Annotated in this window: 17 protein-coding genes; all 17 read right to left on the bottom strand. The window is 40.4% G+C overall.

Features of this window, described 5'->3' with window-relative positions; translation table 11 throughout:
• Positions 1–2,569: coiled-coil domain-containing protein (locus tag NFR46_RS07605; protein WP_478335189.1), on the bottom strand; the 2,569-nt coding region annotated here is incomplete at its 3' end.
• Positions 2,514–4,319 carry a phage tail protein gene (locus tag NFR46_RS07600; RefSeq protein ID WP_251576165.1) on the bottom strand — a complete coding sequence of 602 codons (1,806 nt, stop codon included), beginning with the start codon at positions 4,317–4,319 and terminating at the stop codon, positions 2,514–2,516. The genes NFR46_RS07600 and NFR46_RS07605, both read right to left, overlap by 56 nt.
• Positions 4,316–5,149, bottom strand: a complete 834-nt coding sequence (locus tag NFR46_RS07595) for a phage tail domain-containing protein (RefSeq protein ID WP_251576163.1) — start codon at positions 5,147–5,149, stop codon at positions 4,316–4,318. The genes NFR46_RS07600 and NFR46_RS07595 overlap by 4 nt, the downstream gene beginning before the upstream one ends.
• A gap of 12 nt (positions 5,150–5,161) precedes the next feature.
• Positions 5,162–10,600 carry a phage tail tape measure protein gene (locus NFR46_RS07590; protein WP_251576161.1) on the bottom strand — a complete coding sequence of 1,813 codons (5,439 nt, stop codon included), beginning with the start codon at positions 10,598–10,600 and terminating at the stop codon, positions 5,162–5,164.
• A gap of 26 nt (positions 10,601–10,626) precedes the next feature.
• On the bottom strand, positions 10,627–10,782 hold the full coding sequence (locus NFR46_RS07585) for a hypothetical protein (protein ID WP_251576158.1): 156 nt from the start codon (positions 10,780–10,782) through the stop codon (positions 10,627–10,629).
• Positions 10,783–10,820: 38 nt separating this feature from the next.
• A complete protein-coding gene (locus tag NFR46_RS07580) occupies positions 10,821–11,216 on the bottom strand; it encodes a phage tail tube assembly chaperone (RefSeq protein ID WP_251576157.1) in 396 nt (131 codons plus the stop codon).
• Between the two features lie 178 nt (positions 11,217–11,394).
• Positions 11,395–12,099, bottom strand: coding sequence for a phage tail protein (locus NFR46_RS07575; RefSeq protein ID WP_251576155.1), 705 nt, complete (start codon positions 12,097–12,099; stop codon positions 11,395–11,397).
• 6 nt (positions 12,100–12,105) lie between these two features.
• On the bottom strand, positions 12,106–12,489 hold the full coding sequence (locus NFR46_RS07570) for a hypothetical protein (RefSeq protein WP_251576153.1): 384 nt from the start codon (positions 12,487–12,489) through the stop codon (positions 12,106–12,108).
• Positions 12,486–12,929: an HK97-gp10 family putative phage morphogenesis protein gene (locus NFR46_RS07565; protein WP_251576151.1), complete on the bottom strand. Its 444-nt coding sequence runs from the start codon at positions 12,927–12,929 to the stop codon at positions 12,486–12,488. The genes NFR46_RS07570 and NFR46_RS07565 overlap by 4 nt, the downstream gene beginning before the upstream one ends.
• A complete protein-coding gene (locus tag NFR46_RS07560; protein ID WP_251576149.1) occupies positions 12,922–13,278 on the bottom strand; it encodes a phage head closure protein in 357 nt (118 codons plus the stop codon). Before NFR46_RS07560 ends, NFR46_RS07565 begins: the two co-directional genes overlap by 8 nt.
• Positions 13,279–13,375: 97 nt before the next feature.
• Positions 13,376–13,711, bottom strand: coding sequence for a head-tail connector protein (locus NFR46_RS07555; RefSeq protein ID WP_251576147.1), 336 nt, complete (start codon positions 13,709–13,711; stop codon positions 13,376–13,378).
• Positions 13,712–13,727: 16 nt separating this feature from the next.
• The gene (locus NFR46_RS07550) at positions 13,728–13,808 is read right to left on the bottom strand and encodes a HeH/LEM domain-containing protein (RefSeq protein ID WP_277612862.1); all 81 of its coding nucleotides are present in this window, start codon (positions 13,806–13,808) and stop codon (positions 13,728–13,730) included.
• A 221-nt stretch (positions 13,809–14,029) separates the two neighbouring features.
• Entirely contained in the window at positions 14,030–15,166 is a 1,137-nt protein-coding gene (locus tag NFR46_RS07545; protein ID WP_251576145.1) for a phage major capsid protein, read from the bottom strand.
• Positions 15,147–15,920, bottom strand: a complete 774-nt coding sequence (locus tag NFR46_RS07540; RefSeq protein WP_251576173.1) for a head maturation protease, ClpP-related — start codon at positions 15,918–15,920, stop codon at positions 15,147–15,149. The genes NFR46_RS07545 and NFR46_RS07540 overlap by 20 nt, the downstream gene beginning before the upstream one ends.
• The gene (locus NFR46_RS07535) at positions 15,898–17,220 is read right to left on the bottom strand and encodes a phage portal protein (protein WP_251576143.1); all 1,323 of its coding nucleotides are present in this window, start codon (positions 17,218–17,220) and stop codon (positions 15,898–15,900) included. Before NFR46_RS07535 ends, NFR46_RS07540 begins: the two co-directional genes overlap by 23 nt.
• 18 nt (positions 17,221–17,238) lie before the next feature.
• Positions 17,239–19,026 (bottom strand): terminase large subunit, encoded by a 1,788-nt coding sequence (locus tag NFR46_RS07530; RefSeq protein ID WP_251576141.1) that lies wholly within the window; start codon positions 19,024–19,026, stop codon positions 17,239–17,241.
• Entirely contained in the window at positions 19,010–19,465 is a 456-nt protein-coding gene (locus NFR46_RS07525; protein WP_251576139.1) for a phage terminase small subunit P27 family, read from the bottom strand. The genes NFR46_RS07530 and NFR46_RS07525 overlap by 17 nt, the downstream gene beginning before the upstream one ends.
• Positions 19,466–19,596: the final 131 nt, after the last annotated feature.

Genomic DNA, 19,596 nt, shown 5'->3' with positions numbered 1-19,596 from the left:
TCATATACATCGTGGTATTAACGTGAAATCCTTGCTGCCAACCGTTAATGGCTCGGGTTACATAAGCGACATCAACGTTTTTGTCGGTTCCACTACCTTCTGTAGTATTTTCATGGCCTAAAGCAAAGAAACCACCTGGTGAACTTGGCCCTAAATCACTTGAGTAATTAACTGGTACATACATCGTCATTCCACTAGGAATATTGAACTGATCACTGCTACCATTAGTATCATGTAGAATGTCGGGTCGTAGATTTAGAAATTGATATTCGTCGCTCTTGTGAAGGTGTTTTGATGCATCGCTATATTCAATTTGATTAGCAAAAACAACTCCATTAGAACTTAATCGTAGTTTAAAAGCACTTTTATCTTTTTGATCGGAGCTCCCTTTATCACCAGTTTTATTTTCATCTGGTTGACTTGGTTTGTCGCCTTTATTAGTCGATCCTCCAATATCGTCAGGCTGATCTTCAATCAATGAGGTAAACAAAGAAGCAGTTTGAATGGTATCTGTTTGGCTAGAATCTGTTTTAGTTGAATCGGTTAATGAATTTGGTTTCTCATCTCCCGTAGAATATGCGGAAATAATTTCGATCCCCTCACGACCAAGTTCAATCTCGTTACCAAATTTATCAGTCAAAGGAATTGTAATATGACCCGTTGTCAATTTATCCAAGCTAAGATTTTCAATCGCAGCATCAGGAATAAAAGCTTTACCAGAGAAAACAACCGAATCTGCATCTAAGAAAAGTTTCTTCGATTGAATCAAAGTCTGCCCGGCTTCCATGTTAATCTGACTAATCAGATCACCCTTAGCAACCTTTGCATTAATATCATTGGTTAACTGACTAATTGTCGTTTGATAATCCTTGGAACTAACTTTCGACTGAACAATATTAGTTAGCTGAGTAATCTGCGACTGGTCAGCTTTATCTTTAACGGTTGACTGCAAGCCTGTTAAATCAGCGGTAACGTTCTGTAAATTACCTTGAAGATTAGTAATCGTCTCATTAATCTTTCCGGAAGCTTGAGTAATTGATGATTCTACCAGGTCTTTAGTCACAAAGCCTTTACCATCAACCAATTTCTCAACATCCGCTGAACTAACTTTTGAAGTAATCTGGTCAGCCAGCACCTTCTGTTGAGCTTGTTGTTCTTGAACCGATTTGTTAAGAGCATCAGTGATTGTTTTGTCAGCTTTTAATAAAAGACCGTTAGCATTCGCTTGAATCTCTCCAGCTTGTGAGCTAACGGTCTTATTAAGATTATCAACGGTAACTCGGTCCGCCTTGGCTTCGATCTGCTTCTGTGTAGCACTGATATTAGCTTCGTTAGTTGTTACCTTTTGACTAACAGCAGATAGCTGTTGAGCAGTGCTGTTAGCCTTATCACTATTTACCTTAATATTACCTTCAACGGATTTTAAGTTAACTGCTACACCACTTGCAGTAGCATTAGCCTGCATTGCCTGCGAACTAGCATTAGTAGCAGTTAGCTTAGCTTCACTAGCAGTTGCCGAAAGACTTAAAGCTTGAGCACTAGCATTGCCTGCTACTACTGTTGCGGCACTTGCCGTCAGCTGTGCTTGTACTGCATTACTTTTAGCATCTGAAGCAGATACTGAAGCCGCGCTAGCGGTTTGCTTGATTGAAGTAATCTGCTTATTCTGATCAGTTATTAATGACTGTAACTGACCAGCTGTTGCGATAACGGAAGCTACTTGTGACTGAGCATTTTGAATGCTTACTGCCGTTTGACTAGCAGTTTCTTGCAGTGAAGCAATGTTACCCCTATTGTCTTTAATGTTAGCTTGCAGTTTCTCAGTGGTAGCGGTAAGTTGGGCAACATTACCTGACACACTCGCCATATCAGCTTCAAGCTTACCCTGTTGATTCTTCAAAGAGGTAATATCATGTCCTTGCTCAGCAGCGCTTTTAACATAAGTATCAAGGTTAGCTGATACAGTTGAAAAATTCTTACTAACATCACTAATTGTCTGTTGAACTTCACTAATATTCTTTCTAATTTCTGCCACATCCGACTTGTTAGCTGAATCACCGTCTTTAATTGACTTTTCAACCTGTGCAACTCGATCCGAGATAGCACTAACCGCTGAGCTTGCTTGTTGCATTGCAGTATCAGCATCCGACTTGGCGGAACTAGCAGCAGACTTCATAGCGTTAATAGCATCTGAATTAACTTTGGAAGTAGTTACTGCTTGTTCTGCTCGTTTAACAGCATCACTTGCACTTTTACTAGCAGCCTGTAACAATTCTTCTTGCTTATCAATAGTGTCCTTTACTTTAGGATGGATTACATCCCAAATTGCATCACCATCTTTAGGGCCGTAAAGGCGTCCATATATGGTATCAGTAACGTGGAAAGTTTCTCCGTTGTCAAAAGAATATCCTCTACCTAAAACTCCAGTCTTAGTATCTCTACCAATTTCTCCAATAATTACTCGAACAGTTCCACTATCCTGATTAGAAGCCGATGAATTGGAGGATGAAGAGCTACTTGGACTTGTCGCTGCTTGTGTCTTTGTTGGTTTCTTCGACATATCGTTCAATTTGTCTTGCCTCCTCTTTAGTGATAGTGAGAATGTTTGTAGTTTGGCTAGGATAATTAAATTCTTTAATGGAGTCAATTGCTTCCATTAAACTTTTGTTACGGGCGTTTTGATAGTCAAGAATGTTTTGGGTGTTGGAATTAAGCGTTACTGAGGTAGGGTTGCTAGCACTATATGGATACCAGTTAAATCCAACCACAGCTTCATTAGTTGAAATTTCTTGTGATTTATCAATAATATGGATTAAATCACCAGCAATTGGTTTGAAATCACTGTACGTTGTTACTTCAACAGATAAGGCAGGTTGCGGTTGAATTTTCGTTTTGGCATATTCAGTCATAGCGTTTTTGTCACGGAAGCGACCATCTTCGATTGGTTCTGCCGGGAACTCACCATATTTCTTAATAGATTCCTCATCACGATACATAAATGGCGCAAAGAAATAGTATTCATTGGAAGTTTCAGTGCTGCTACTATTATCATCTCCAGAAGAACTACCTCCATTTACAATCGCTGCCATCTGATCATTGCGAGCAACCCAGCTTGGGTAATACCAACTAGCCGGTTCTTCTTTACATACTTCTCCTGGTTGAGGTTCAAAAATAATCGTGTTTGCATCGAGAAATAAACAGATGTGATATGAACTACCATGAGAACCATAGAAACCAACATCACCTGTTTGTGGTGAACTAACTTGGTGAAAATATGGTTCCATTGCAACTGTATATGCTGGGATACTAATTCCAAAATCCTTATATACCTGTGACACATAACTAGAACAATCCATACCAGAACGAGGGTTACCACCACGTGCTCCACCAGCGCCACCCCATACATAAGGGACACCAAGATAGGAGCGGGCATCATTAATAACACCTTGAGCGCTTTTAGTAACATTGGCATTACCACTATCATCAGTATCAGTTTCAGTATCAACAGAATATTTACCACCGATACACAACACTTCATTGGTTAAGCTGGTTGAATCATAAGTCCACTTAAACTCAGTAGTGTTGTACTCATAATCAAGTCGATTGCCGTGATCTTGATTGAATTTGTCTTGTGCGTAAACTCGTATATTACGATTATCAGGATAAATAATAGCATTAGGCCAGTGCTCAGTAATTTTGCTAAGCATATCCATGCCACTACCATCAGATAACTGTTCAATCCGTGAAGTAGGAAAGTCACCAATAACTTGGTAAGTAAAGCCTAAATTATTACCATCAATCCAATACTTAAGTACGTCTTCAATATGATAAGTAACTTGATTTTCTTCTTCCTGCTTGGTTTCGTCAGTTGTTGTGGTAGTAGTTGTCGTATTGCCGTTCTTACTAACAGTTTTTTGACCGTCATCATCACCACTACTATCATCGCCGTCATCATCGTGAACCTTAACATCGGTCTGCTTATTACTGTCAGCAGGATCAACATAAGACTTATATTTCCGTATTCGTCCTAAATCAAAGTAAACATGCGTTGCCACGACACTTAGTGAATCGGTTCCACCATTAGCATCAGGCTCAGCTTGTTTAATAATGTATTCTTGACCATCAAAAAAGATGGAAGCTTGACTATCCAACATCGAATAAGCCAAGGAGCCATCTTGATAAGCTGTAAATTGAATACTCCAAGCAGAATTGATCTCCCACTCTATATAAAAGGAATCAGGATCGATGCAGTTAAGTGGCTCGGTTTCGGTGCGTCCTTGTCCCTTAACCTTAACCTTAAGAGTAACTCCCGGTCTCATAGGTAAATGAACGGAAAACTGAATGTGATATCTACACTGCTTGCACCGTTAACAGTGAAACTATTCCATCCAGTATCTAAAATCAAGTTTCCATAGTCAGTGTTAACGCTTGCCGGATTACCATTAAGTGTCGTATTGATTCCATCAAGAATAATACTATCGCTCCCGCTAGAACTATTTTTATATTCCCATTCAGAACCATTTGTAGTGTTGGTTAGTTTCAGGGAGCTCCCCGAAAACTTGCAAACTACTTTCAAATCGTGTTTTTGCCCGAAAGGATCAATTGGAATATCACTCGGGTTATATACACTAAATGCAGTTGAAGTGAAGTGGTATGTTGGCTCTTCACTTACGTCAAACTCACCAAACTGAAAGGAGTCGCTAGCAAAGTCATGTTTAGCGTTGCTTCTATATAAAGAGTAACGATATCCCGATGGATTATCGAAATTCATCGTAAATTGTGCATAATGTGCTCCGTCTTCTGCTGGTTTGATTTCTGGTAAGGTAGGATAAACAAAACGCACAATACCACTTTCAACATCAGTTCGCATTCTCATTTCTTTTCGTTGCGCAAACAGCCTATAAAATTGATGCTTAGCTAGCTTGAAGTCTTGCCAATCACCAAATCGCAAAAAGAAATTTGCTGGTACTTGATAACGTGAAAAGGTGGTGAATTGATATTGACTACCATCTACTCCAGATACATCAAGAAATGAATTATTAATTACTGGAGTAGCGTTATCTCCTAAATATTCAAGGCCCGGTACTTTGTCCGCAATATTAAATTCAGGATTGTTTCCAACCTTCAAAAACAATTTTGGATGTTGCAACTACTTCACCTCCTAATAACTCATAAAGTCGTTTAGTTTTTGGTCTTTACCGTAGCTGTGGTAGAACTTTGACCGCGCACGGCGAGATTCCATCGTGTCGCTATTGTTATTCCCAATAGAAAGAATTGCTCTAATCTGTTGTTGATTGAATCCAGCAATCTGCCCTAACAATGCAATTACATTGTTTTGGAACTTGTTGTTATTAGTAGGGTCAACACGCTTGATATTACCAGTTCCGCCACCATCATTCTCCATGCGATCTAGGGTTTGGTTAACCACCTGTAATGCACGAGGACGTTTATTTAGATCTAGCGGAATGATAGATTCGAGCTTGTTGCCTTCTGCCATTTCATATAAGCCGTGAACCCCAACAAAGCCACCGTTGGCAAATCGACGTCCACCAGATGGACCCCAACCACCACTCCAGCGAAGATCTCCTCGCCAGTTTGAATCGTTGAATAGAGCCAACAACTGATCATAACCACTAAAGATATCATGGTGTCCTGCTACGGCGTAAGAATTGAAAGTGGAACGTTTATACTGTAATAATCCCAGCGCTCTACCAGTACCATCATGGTCATCGATACCTGGGATTCTTTGGTTTCCTCCAGATTCATGAGCGATAGTGTTTAAGATACGCTTAATGTCATACGCTGTAATAGATACACCCATCTTAGCGGCTGCTGAACGAATTACAGGAGTCCAATCACCATTTACAGGGTTTTTAACGGCACCAAGTAAATCTTTCAAAACATTGGCAATCCCCTTTGAGAATGCGATTGCACTTGCCTTACCTAAATCAGCAACTACAGGAATTTTGGAGTTCCAATTAGTGAGTTTCAGTACCAATGTTTTAGTGGCCTGTTGAGGGTGCTTTTCAAACTCTTCAGACAACTTATCCATTTCTGAATCAGAAAGCGTACCATCAGCGTACTTATGTACACCGATAGCATTCATAAACTTATAAGTGCTTTCACCACTTAATACTTGGGTACCTTGAGGTGCATTTGGGATTAAAGTGTTTCTCTTCTGTGGCAACATAGCTTGTCCGTTAGGAAAAAGCACTAATTCTTTCCAATGTTGACGTTTAGAATCGTTAACAAGCATATGACCGCCAGGGTGACCACCAAAATTAGTACCGTTAGCATAAGAAATTGAAGAAAGTTTCTTATCACCACCAAAGCTACTAATGGTTGAGTTAATACCACTAATACCCTTGTTTAATCGGCTGATAATATCCTTCATTGAACTAGCAGCATAACCAGGTAATTTGCTGAACCCTTTACGGAACTCGCTTACAACGTCATCAATCCAGTTATCCCATCCCTTCAGGAAGGATTTACTGAAGCTGGCGCGCTTATCATCGACATCATCAAGATATCGGCGAACTTCACGGTAGACCGAACTCATTTCACGTGATACAGGTCTGTCTAGGCCCCGCCAAGTTTCTTTCCAATCACGATCAAATGTTCTTCTGAACGAACGTAAAGCTCTTTCCATTGAACGTACATTCCGATCAAACACAGAAACAAATCCAGTTTTTTTACCACTCATTGATTTGTTAGCAATATTAGCTTGTTGGGAGATCAACTTGCCAAACGGATTCTTGCGAATGGTGCGGTAAAGGTCACGAACGTCTTTGGTTATTTGAGTGAAGCCATTCTTTTTGCCTGAAAGTCCACGAATACTCTTTTGAAGAGTCTTAAACGCACTAGCTGATTGCTTTAGAGGTTTAGCTAAACTTCGCCAGTTTTTAGCGGAATTTCGAGTGCTTTTGTCTAAGCTACTGAGTTCTTTAGTAATCTTCGACTTCTTGATTTCGTTTGCTAACCGCTTAAAGTAGCCTTCCATCTTTGTCTTCTTTAAACGTTCAAGTGCTCGTGTATAGCTGCGAACCGCAGCAGTCATTTGTTGAACCAACTTACGATCTTTAGCGGAGTAATTACCGCTTCCCATCGTATTATCTTTAGTTCTCTTGCCACTGCGTCCAAGTTGTTTGTTTAACCAATTTCCAAACTTCCTACCTTGGTCATATGCCCATTTAAACGGAGTTTGAAAGGCTTTACCCATAAATTTGGCCGTCTCACTAGCACCTTTTTTGATTTGTGGCCATGCTTTACCAATAGACTTACCAATCTTTCCGCCAGCAATGCCACCAATAGTTCCACCTAAGAGCCCACCGATAGCAGTACCGATACCCGGTACAACACTACCAAGTGAAGCCCCGATAGCAGCACCACCAGCGGCACCGGCAGTATTACCAAGTGACTGACCAACTTTACGAGCTCGGTTGTGGCTATTGCTTGAACCAACAGCTTTAAATAAATCAACTGCTCCAAAAGCAACCGTAGCAGCACCGCCTAAGCGTCCACCTAAGGACTTACCGACTTCTGGAATTGTCTTTGTCCGTTTTAAGGTAAAGCCCAAATGACTAACAAAGCTTCCACCGGTTTTGCCACCTGCTTCTCCAGCTTCTTTCGCTGTGTTTCGGAATATTCCTTTAGCACTAATAGACTTGCTATCTTTTTCAACTGACTTAGTTATACTTTCAGAGAATGACTTACCTGCTTGGGTTCCTGCATGTTTTCCTTCATAGGAAGATCCCTTAAACCAATTGCGAAAACTGAATTTCTTGTTAGCTTTGGTACCACGCTCAACGCCACGTGCATAATTAGCACCAGCTTCCACACCTTTGGTAGAAGCAACACGACCATCTGGGAAATAGTCAATCTTCTTAATAGCTCGACCCAACATCTTAAATGGAGCAAGTAACTTGCTACCAATTGCTTTTGTCATATCCCAATCAAGAATCCCCATAGTGAATGTTTGGATCAATGTATCAGCACCAAAGCGACCTGCTACTCGTAACCCTTTACCAAAGCCATGTGAAAAGAACCCGGCAGATTTAGCACCCGCTCGTTCCATCCTAGAACCAGTCTGTTTTTCAACGTTAGTAGCAACGTCAACGTTTGGGCCAGATTTACTACTACCTTTTCCTTCTTTTGAAGAAGTTGAGGGTGTAATATCACTACCTAATGAAGAACCGCCATTTGAGACTTGGTTATGTTGTTTCCAAAGATCAATGTTTTCTTTAAGCTCGTTATTTTCAGTAGTTAGCTGGCTCTCTTCTTTGCTAATACCATCAAGATGAAACATACTCTTAATATCCTGACGAACAGCAGACATACCATTGATAGCAGTCTTAACTAACTTAAAGACAGCAATAAAGCCTAGAATTGCACCGGTCGATTCACCAATATATTTAGCAAATTTATTGCCTTCGCCTTTCATTCCAGGGAGCTTAAAGATAGCAGCAGTCACATTTGTTAAAATCGATGTAACTTTACCAGCGACTTTAAAGACATTTAGAAAACCAGTTGCTAATCCTCCGGTAAAATTAAAGATAGCACCAGAATGCTTAGATATTCCTTTGGCAAGATCTGAGATGGCATCGCTAAACGCTCCTAGTGCTCGCTGACCATCTTTAGAAGCAACCCAATTACCAAATGCTTTTGCTACATCGTTAACTGCTGGCAATAACTTATAACCCATTGCAATTGCAATATCTTGAACATTCATTTGCAATTGCTTCATCTGCATTTGTGTACTGCGCATATTACGTTGAGCTAAGTCTCGAACGTAGTTGTGTTTTTCAGCCTTCTTTTCTTGTTCAACCAATTCAGCCATTGCTTTAGAATCCTGCGCCAGCACCATTGCTGCTTGCTGACCGGTTGCTCCAAATACAGCTGTAAAGAAGGCACCCTTGTCTGCTTTACCTAAATCTTTAGTATGCTTATTAATGACCTTCATGATATCAGGCAATTGCTTCAATGCACCTGATTTAGTCTTAAAGTCATCCATCGACATACCATACTTATGTAAAGCCTCTTCGGCTTCAGCCGTTGGTTTAAGAAGACTTCTTAAGACCTTACGCATACCAGTACCAGCAATCGATCCTTCAATACCTGCATTAGATAGTTCACCAATTGCCGCAGTAGTACTTTCCACAGATTGACCAGTTTGGTGTGCTGATGCAGATACATAGCGCATTGCTTCACCCATGCCTTTAAAGTCGGTTGCTGTCATATCAGCAGCATATGCCATCGCGTTGGTTACACGCTTGGAATTTTCAATAACCTGCTTGGTGGACTTCCCTTGCCGTAAATTAAAGGCATCAAGTGTACTAGAAACATTCTTTACAACATCAGCGTAATCATCTCCTGAAGCTCGCGATGCTTCCAACATTGACTTCATTGAACCGAGCGATTGGTTAGCGTTATAACCACGCTTTACCAATTCGGTATATTGCTCAGCAATTTCCTTCTGCGAAAATCCGTATTGCTTTGAGTATTTTGTGGCATCACGTTGCATCGTAGAAACTTTGTTTACTTCAGACCGGGCTTCTCGTGCTGAAGTTGCACCCGTTCGCAGAATATTACTCGTGTTAACCCAGGATTGCTGTAATGATGCAGCCATTTGAACAGACTTACCCATTGCAGCGCCAAGTGGAGCAACAGCAAACGTGGCCGCCATAAATCCACCACGTAATGATTGTGCCCATGCACGAGTATGTGAAGTGGCACGTTGAGCATTAGCACTAACATTATTCATAGCACGACTTAAGCGAGTGACTCCACCATCGTTAACAGATGATGCCGCACGTGACATTTCATTAATAGAAGCACGAGTGCGCAATGCAGCAGACGATGTTTTAGCAAACTGTGAATTAGTCTTATTAATTTGTTCGCCCAATCCTTGAAGCTTACCTTTTTCTTCTTGATAGGCGTCGCTCATCTTACCATGCGCTGACAAAGCAGATGCAACTTTGCTTTTTTGCTCAGCATATTTACCATTCAAGCTTGAAAGTTGTGAACGAAGACGTGATGTCTCATTCACTTCTGCACGATATTGGTTTGCCAATACTTGTTTTTGAAGTCTATAAGATTGTTGTTCGACTCGGGTTGTAGCAAACGCACGACCTTCTGACTTTAGCTCATTAACGTAACTATTCATTACGCTCTTGACGCTCTCTGTCTTAGCTCTGAGTTGATCCAATCCGGTGTTATACCGAGCTAAAGATTCCCTAGCTGATTCTTGATCTGCTTTCAAGCGTCCGATTTGTCGTTGAAAACTAGTAACCGTGTTCTGTAACCGCAAATACTTTTTAGCGGTTGCATCAGTCATTTGGCCATTCTTGTCTTGCTCTTTTAGCAAGTCAGCCATATCTTCTTTGGCTTTCTTTATTGCTTCTTGATATTCTTGAACAACTCGATCGGTTTCTTTAATTTTGTAATTTAAGGAGGCAAAAGTGCCTTCGCCCATTTTAATTTCATCGAAGGTGGCACGCATCACATTCTTCATCGTGCGGGCTTCGTTCTTAATACGTTGAAAACCAACCGTTGCACGGTCCTTCATATCAATCACGAAGGTATAACCTTCAATTGCACTCATATGTTTTTCCTCCTTTCCTCAAAGATTTAAAAAGTAAACGCATCCGCTCCGCTAGCTAGTGCTATTGGATCCTGGATGCGATCTTTTCTTGATTTAGCGTTTTGTGCCGCCATCATGTCACTAAATGACGTCTCATAAAAATCAGTCGGTAAGATACCGCTTTGAATAGCTTGTTGAGCCATATAGTCTATATCTTGCGATAAATTATCTAGATCCCAGATTATTCGTCTGAATCTGATTTTGGGTCTTCTTCCATATCTTTAGCGGCTGCATTTGTGTTTTCTTCCATTGCACGAACGCTTGGAACGGTCATACCAGTAAATTCATTAACAGTCTTTGAGTAAAAATTAAAAATTTCACTGTAAGACATATCAGCAAGCTTATCAGTGTCTTCTTTGCCAAGTTTTAGCAAGTCAGCAGTTCCTTTGATGACTTGTTCAGAAATTGCTTCGTTATAGTCCATAAGGGTACTGTTCTTGGCACCATCTAATTTGGTCATCGCATTGTAAATATCCTTTAAACACTTGTTGAGCTTCTTGATATTACGGTTTGAATCCATTACTGAGAAATCTTGACCAAGAACTTCCTTAGCCTTAAAAGTTACTACTTTAGCCATTTGTAATCTCCTTTACTTTTCGTCTCACGTCTCTCGTCTCTGTTATTTACTTATTAATTATTTGTGTCACTTTTCGGTTCACTTGCATCGTCAGCGTTAGTAGATGATTCAGAATGTACTGGCTCATTACTTGCTTCTGATGTAGTTTTAACCGTTACCCCACTAGGTTGTGGGGTTACTATTTTCCCGTTTGGTTATCACTTGAACCGTGAAGTGCTGTTGAAATACCACCATGAAGCGTTACATCATCAGCTGGATCAGCAGTACCAGTGGTTGTTACTAAGGTTTGACCTGGGAAAACAGTATCAAACAACTTCTTGGTGTCGAACCCTTCTCCATTGGTACGGGCAAAGGCAAAGTTCTTGCCACCGAACTTGTCATAATTCATGGAAGTAAACGTTAAAGTATCACTTTCACGAGTTTCAGCTGTATCAGTGTTTGTTTGGACGTTTTGGGTGGTTTCAGTAAAGATCCCCATACCAAAACTGTAGAATACTGGTTCCAAGGTAATTGGTGATTGAGTTTCAATAATCAAACCAGCATAAACCGGCTTGTCTTGGTCTACCCAAATGCCACCTTCCATTTGTTTCCGTCCCAAAAGCTTCTGCTTTACTTCTGGATTAATTAAGTTTGCAGTGATCGCAACACTTGGTGAAGAAGGTGGATTAGTAACGTCTACCACTTCGTTATTTCCAGAAATCTTTACTGGGTTACCAGATAAAGCCGTAATGTTAGCTGTTTGTGCACCTAAGTTCATATCTGCCTTATTAGTTCCAATTGCATAGACACCTTTTGCAGATACACCTTTGGTAGCATCAACAACTACGGTTCCGTCTTCATTCTTGATGCCGACATAGAGCATCCGTAAACCAACGTTTGCCATAAGTTGTTATTCCTCCGTTTCTAAATAATTAAATTTAAGTGTGTTGATGATGTTTTGAGTATCAGGTGTCATTACGTGTCCCGCATCCGAGTAACAACGGATTTTATGTGCACGTAAAAAGGACTCAACCGATTTCTCGGTCAAGTCCATATCACCTATATAGTCTCTTGGATAATAAAAATCTATTTGTATTCTTCGATATGTTCCAATCACGCTGTTGTTTCCAAACTCATGTGAGCCTGCTGGTATTTCAGATACCACAACAATGCAAGAATCGTTGTTAGCATCGTTCTTTTCAATACCAAAAGCATATATAAGATCCTCGTTAATCCCTGGGAGCGACTTAGCATTATCGGATAAGAGAGAAATAACTTTACCCGTTGGCGTCATCGTCCTATCCTCTCGTCTAGCACTTTCTTAGCCCGTTCAGCCATGATTTTAGATACTTTCTCTTTATCCTGCTCTTCAGTTTTCTCCCAGAAATGTTCACCTGGATTATGACGATAAGGACCACCATATTGGTTCTTTGAATCCCAACCATCATTCATAAAACGTGCTAGGTATGCTTTCTCACCTTTCTTTGAAAAGCCAATAATAACCCGTCCAGCACCTTCAGTTGTTGTGGTTAATGTGTCGATCATCTTTTCACGACGCATAATATTTGAATCCTTACGTCCAACATCAGGGTTACGGATATTATCTTCAAGATCTTTTCTAAACACTCTCATTCCAGCGTGATTAATTTTAGAACGTTCATGTGGTGTTACTTTTTGAGACATTCTTTCAAGAAATGCATCAAAAGAGCCTTCGTTTTCAATCCCACTAGCCATGATTAACCACATACCTTTCACAAGTGAGTAAATCAAATCCGTCAGGTGAAAGGCCATCATCATAAGCTATACTCTGAATGCCGTATACATTGCCTTTGTAACGAATCAATAAATCACTTGTAATTTTATCTGTGTGACGAACAAAAAATACGATGGCATCTTTGATGTCGGCACCAGCTAGGTTAACAGCTTGTGTTTGGGTTAAAGTCCATAACCCGGCCCATCGTTTAAAGTGTGGGTTAAAGTCTTTAATGGCTTTCCCTGTATTTGGATTCTTTTTTTCGGTGGATTCTTCTTTGCCAAACTCAAGTCGAAATCTCATCCTAGCTGTACTCAATCCTTTAGCCATACTTTCACCTCCAACTTGTTTTTACGCAGAGTGACGCTGATTTGTAAAATTACTTATTCGTTAATGGTTTTCGTCGTCTATACGTAAGAGTCAAGTTTTATTCAGTAGTATTGTTTTGTTTCTCTAACTGATATCGGTAGTCATCTTTCATGGAATTAATTAAAGAATATAAAGCCATCGGCACTTCATATGTCTGTTGCTCAGATACAGCGTCCCGATGGTTATATAGGTGTGTTACTTCCAAGATAACGGCAGCATCAAATACATCGTTATTATCAAAGAACCCCTTTATTTGTTCTCCAACCTGGCTCTTAATATCCTTTTGAGCCGCACGAATAAGTGATGTTACCAAATTATCATCTTCGTCATCATCTAACCGAAGTGACAATTTTACTTTTTCTAATAAGGGATAAGTAGGATCCTTTTCATCCATTAACTATCCCTCCTTGCTATTTAATCAGTGCTAATAAATCGTCTTTCTTAGCATTAGCATTGTATGTAATACCGTGTTTATCTAAGTAAGACTTGATTTCATCAATTGTATTAGCACTGGTTGGCTTTGTGTCACTAGCTACTGAGTTTGCGCTACCAGCTGAACTTGCTTGATTTGCTGGTGCTGATGGTGTTGCCGAAGCAGGCGTCGTTGCTTGTGAAGCGCTAGACGCTGGTGTTGACGGCTTATCAGCAGCAGAAGTTGGCTTGTTACCAGCTGATGAGCTAGGCTTTACGCCCGCTCCGCTGTCGGGCGGTGTTATTTTGACGCTGCAACGTCAGCGATCCGAAAGGCATTAGCCAACTTGATTTGGTGATCCATCCATGCAGTAACAACAAAGTAGTTAATACCAGTCTTAACGTCCTTATCTTGGTCGTAAAGAGTGTTGATATCGTAGTTGTATTGACTGTATGAGAAGTCACCAACGATTGGCTTTACAGCAGCATCAGTAAATACTACTGGTTTACCAAGAACTTCTGATGGTTGTGCACCGTAAAGGGTAGCAGAACCATTAGCAAGGGTCCGAATAATCTTCAAGTAATCCTTGTAGCTCATAACAACAGTGGCGTTTTCACGGTAGGCTTCATGTAGGTCAGCAATAGCGTTGGTAATTGCTTCGTAAAGGTCAGCGCCAGTAACAGTCTTAATGTTGTTAGAAGGATCGTAGAATGACATGTGCTTTTCAGCTTCCTTAGTTGGAGCTGGGTTAAAGGCAACAGAACGTTCCTTAACAGTTACACCGTTTTGCAATCCTTGATTTACGTAAGAAGTTAAACTTGCGTCAGAGCCAAGTAAAACGGTTTCGGACATACCAACCATGACCTTGAACTTATTCCGTGAGAAAGCAACAGTGTCACCCTTAGCTTCAATTTCCTTAGCAGTATCCTTGTCTTGGATAAAGCCATCATCGTCTAAAGTAAATGAAAGGCGAGGAATTTCAAGGTTAGGAATTTGAGTAACAGTGGAAATATCCCGAAGCGGATTGCTTTCTGCTGGTGCAGTAATGATGTTAGTTGAAACAGTCTTTGGTAAGAACTTGTTGCCACCTGTAGTATCATCGTCACCTAAAGCTTGGTAAATGTCGTTGCTTACTGCTTCCTTAGCCATAGTCTTACGTACTAATTCAGCAAAAGCCTTGTCCTTCTTTTGTTCAGGCGTCATTTGTACAGCGTTCTTATCTGGCTTTAAGTTAGCCTTTTCTTCGGCTTCAGCCTTATCCATTTGCTTCTTAGCAACGTTGTAACGTTCTTGAGCAGAGTCTACTACCTTTTGTTGAGCGGTAATGTCTGCTGTTTCAACTTGTGGATTGGCAAGCATTTCATTAAGCTTTTCGTTTGCCTGTCGTAATTCATCGCCCATATCCATGGCGTTCTTCTTAATTTGATAGAAATTCATCTCGGATATCCTCCTTCATATTTGTTAAATCGAGATTGATTGCTTTAAGGTTTGTCTTTGTGCGTTCCAAAAGTTTTTGACGTTGGTCGTCTGTTAGTTTGTTAGCACTTTCGTCATGACTTTTGACTTGTTCAATGAGTTGTTCAGGCACATGACGGTACCGTTGAGCAAACTGTTTACTAATAGAAGCAGCGGATTTATTAGCGCTAATAACTTCATCGGCAAGCCCGTAATCAACAGCTTCTTGTGCTGTTAGCCAGGTTTCATCGTCCATCAGTTGCTTCAAGGTGTCCTTATCCAGCTTGTCGCCAGCCTTAGCTAAGTAAGTCTGAACACTCGACTCTGTAATTCGATCTAAATCGTCAGCTTGCTTACGCAGTTCACTCGCATTACCGACAGCCATCGTCCAAGGATTGTGAATCATCATCATGGCGTTTGAAGGCATAAAAATAGCGTCACCGCTCATTGCGATAACGCTCGAAATAGATGCCGCTAAGCCATCGACATATACATTAATGTGGGCTGAATTTTGCTTCAGCATGTTATAAATAGCAATTCCTTCAAAAACTGAACCGCCTGGTGAATTAATATGAAGATTAATCGTTTTAATGTCACCTAGTGATTTCAGCGCATCACGAAAGCCTGCTGCTGAAGTATCCGAGTCTTCCCATTCGTCAGTAACAATTTCCCCATCAATATACAGTGAAGCCTTGCTTTGGTTTGCTTCTTGCTTAATTGTTAGATACTTTGGCATTGTTTGGGTCGTCTGAGCCACTATTTCCACCCCCTTTCGTTGTGTTGTCACCATCTGAATTGTCAGACGCTAAATTGGATAACGCTTTTTTCTGGCGGTCTTGAATATCTAAATCCATAGGGTAAAGATCACCAGTAATCCATAATTGATCAGCGTTCTTGTTGTCTGTTGGCGGTAGTTCTTCTAATTTCCGTAAGTCATTAGAAGTTGCGATACCATTCCGAATCATCATTTGATAGAACTCGGTTCGCGCTGCGGTATCACCACGAAGCAGACCGTTAACGTTGAATTTAAAGTAAAAGCCCCTAGCACGTTGAGAACGTGTTAAGAGCTTACGATTAAATTCAGATTCATACTGTTTTACGATTGGTAACAACGTCATTTCAACAAACTGTGCCATTATCTGCTCATTTGACTTACCATTTCCTTGTTCTACCGTTTCACTTAAGAAAGATAGCGGCACATTAAACGCTGTTGCTACTCGTGACCGTGTAATTGAATTGGTTGTTGATAAATCGCCCGGTTGGAATCGACTTTCAAAGCGGTCAAATTGGAAACCTTTTTCTTGGACGACCGCCCCACCGTTTTCACTAACCATTCGTCGGAAGTCATTAATCATTGCTTCACGATTTTCTGGACTTACGGAACGGTCATATTGAATGATGTAGGAATCTTTTTTATCCATTTCATTGAGTGAAAAATCCTCAACCGCTTTTTGAAACTTAAGTGGATCTCGTAATACATCTAATGGTGAAATTCCAAGAATACCAGTTAGCGGTGTAATGTGCTTAACGTGAATAATCTCGGTATTAAATACTAAAAAGTGGTATTCATCGCTATTTACCTCATACCAGATAGAATTATCGTCAATATTACGCTTTACGATAACTGTTCCTGGATCAATTGGCCATAAATGAATTGGCAAACCGTTATTGTCGCGTTCAATCCATGCGTAGGCATTACCATCAACATTACGTGACACTTCTAATTGATTAATTAGTTGGAATGCTGACATTGATGGATTTGATTCACCAGTCAATAACTCAGATACTTCATCGCTGGTTTCTGAATAATTTTGATATTCATGGATTGGCAAACTAGACAGCGTATTAGCTAACCGACTAATGACACCAAAGATTTCTTCATTGGTACGCAACACTTGAGAATGATTACCCCAGAAGTTGTTATCAGCCCAATTAGAGAAATGAAAACCATGCCCGTCCCACGAATTAGCGTTAGTATTGGCTTCTTGCTTCACATCACCGGTAAAAACCGACTTAATGTTTTGCCATAGTCCCATTTCTTCACCCCCTTTCCGTTAGTTAAATGAAATAAAGGTTGAAGTTGGCCCTTTCTGTTCCGGTTCAACCAGTTGGTCGATCACAGACACATGAGCATCAAGAGCAGCTGCAAAGCCATCAATTTTACGGTTACGCGAAGTCTTAGTTGGTAGCCAATTATCATTGCGATCCTTTCGCAAATGAACGTTGCTAAGGTACCATTTGAACATCGACTGATTGTTGAAGACAACTTTGCCGTCTAATAACAGTTCTTTGAAATTCTGTAATGGACCTCCAAGCGTGAAAAATCCTTGTCGTACCATTTCAGTGCTAAATCCGGCATTCTCCATTTCCTTATTAAGACGAATAGCCTTAGCTGGGTCATATCGAACCTCTAAGATGTTATATTTCTTTGCTTGCTCCTGGAACCAATCAAGTACATATGAGTAATCAACATAGTCACCAGGAATGACTTCAAGTTCGCCTTGACGTTCCCAGTCAGCCATTCTTTCTTGGTTCTTATCAATCTCAACCCGGTGCCTTGGTACCCACGATTTTTCCAAAATAAAAACTCCACCATCATCAAGTGGAAATTCTAAACATGCTGACGTGAAGTCCTCTGTATCAGATAAATCATAGCCACCAACACAATCACGGCCTTCTAGCTCTGAAATATCAATAGTTTTACTGTTCTTTAGGATAGTTTCTGGTGTAACGAAGCTCATTTCATCAACTTCAGAGAAAATGTTGAACTGCTTCGTTAACCAGTCGGCAAGTTCCTTAGGGCTTCGTCGGTCAGACTTAAAGTCATTAATCATATCTGACAATGACATCAAGCCAATATTAGGATTTGCCTTAACCCACATTGAAGGATCATTTATTTCCTTTTTGTTATCAAGCGAAGCCAAATAATAGAAAGTTCGTTCGTTGATTCCGTCATCATAGTTTTCAAGCGTGTCGTGTCCTTGATCGATAAAATCCATCAAGGGACCATCCAAAACGTAACCAGCAGTTGTAATATAGACGATTAACGGCTGTTTTCGTGTCCCACGAGACCGTTTCATAACGTTAATAAGGGTGTAGTCTTCATATTCGTGGATTTCATCAAACACCCCGAAGTGAAGGTTCTCTCCATCCTTGTTATTTTTTTCAGCAGACATTGCGACAATCTTGCCATTATCCTTAGGAAAACGAATTTCGTTTCGGTTAGGAACATAACGTTCTCTTAACCAAGGCGAAGCGGTGATCATGTTACGTGCTTCTTCATAAAGAATACTTGCCTGTTTTTGTGAGTTAGCGAGAAAGTAAACGTTTGGTCCATTTTCCCCGTCATAGCCAACCATATAATCGGCTAAACCTGACTCAAGGGTAGTCTTACCATTTTTCCGACCTAAGAAAATAAGACTTTCACGAAACCTGCGTTTACCACTTGCCTTGCTTACCCAGCCAAACATACAGCCAACAATAAAGTGTTGCCATGGTTGCATAACTAACTTGTTGAAGTCACCTTTGGATGGCTTACATTTCGACTCGACAAAGCGAATTGGTCGCCACGCCTTGTATTCATCGAACTTCCAAGGATAGTTTGAGTCTTCTTCAGACCGCTTTAAGTCTTTTAAGTGTCGTTCGCATGCTAATTTAACGTACTTGCCAGCAACGATAGACCCTTCAACAACCATCTGAGCATACATTGTAGTCAAAAGAACTGGAGATGGCTTCTTTAGTACGTGCCCCAGCTTTTCTTCGTTTTTAATATAGTTCTGTGCCCATTCAACGGTTCCGGCATAGTCCATATCTAGTGGGTTCTGCTTATTCAAAGTCGTCATCACCTGCCTTAGATTCTTCCTTATTGATTGCTAAGGAAGCCCGAGCAGTTGGTGTTAAGCCTAAACTTCGAGCATATTTATCAATCTTTTCGCCTAATTGCATCTTTAATCGCAAATCTGGGTTAGGTTTGCCATCAAGTGAACGACCATTCTTCTTCAAACGGGTATTACATGCTTTATATTCTGAAATCGTATCGGCATACAATGCAAGTTCAGCAATATCCGCTTCGTTCAAAACAGTTGTACCTTTGAATAGATCAACTATGCGCTTAAATTCTTTTTTCGCACCTATGCTTAACCAAGCTGGAGCATCCATATTTTTAGCAGAAACAGCCATTTCTTGCTCGTTTTTAAGCCGTTTGTGAAGCTCTTTTTTTGTTTTATTGTTAGGATTACCTTCTATGAGGTGCAACATTGCACTTTGCGCAGTTCTCGGCATTTTTAACACCTCCCTTTCGCTAAAAAATGACTTGCTTTTAGTCTCAAAACATGAGATTATGATGTTGAAAATTAAACACACATACAAATGCTTTAATGACAGTCTTTGAGGGCTGTCTTTTTTTATACTAA

Origin of the sequence: Limosilactobacillus agrestimuris (assembly GCF_943193105.1) — a bacterium.
Classification (GTDB): domain Bacteria; phylum Bacillota; class Bacilli; order Lactobacillales; family Lactobacillaceae; genus Limosilactobacillus; species Limosilactobacillus agrestimuris.
The sequence above is the reverse complement of the archived record's forward strand: the minus strand, read 5'-3'. Positions and strand labels throughout refer to the sequence as shown.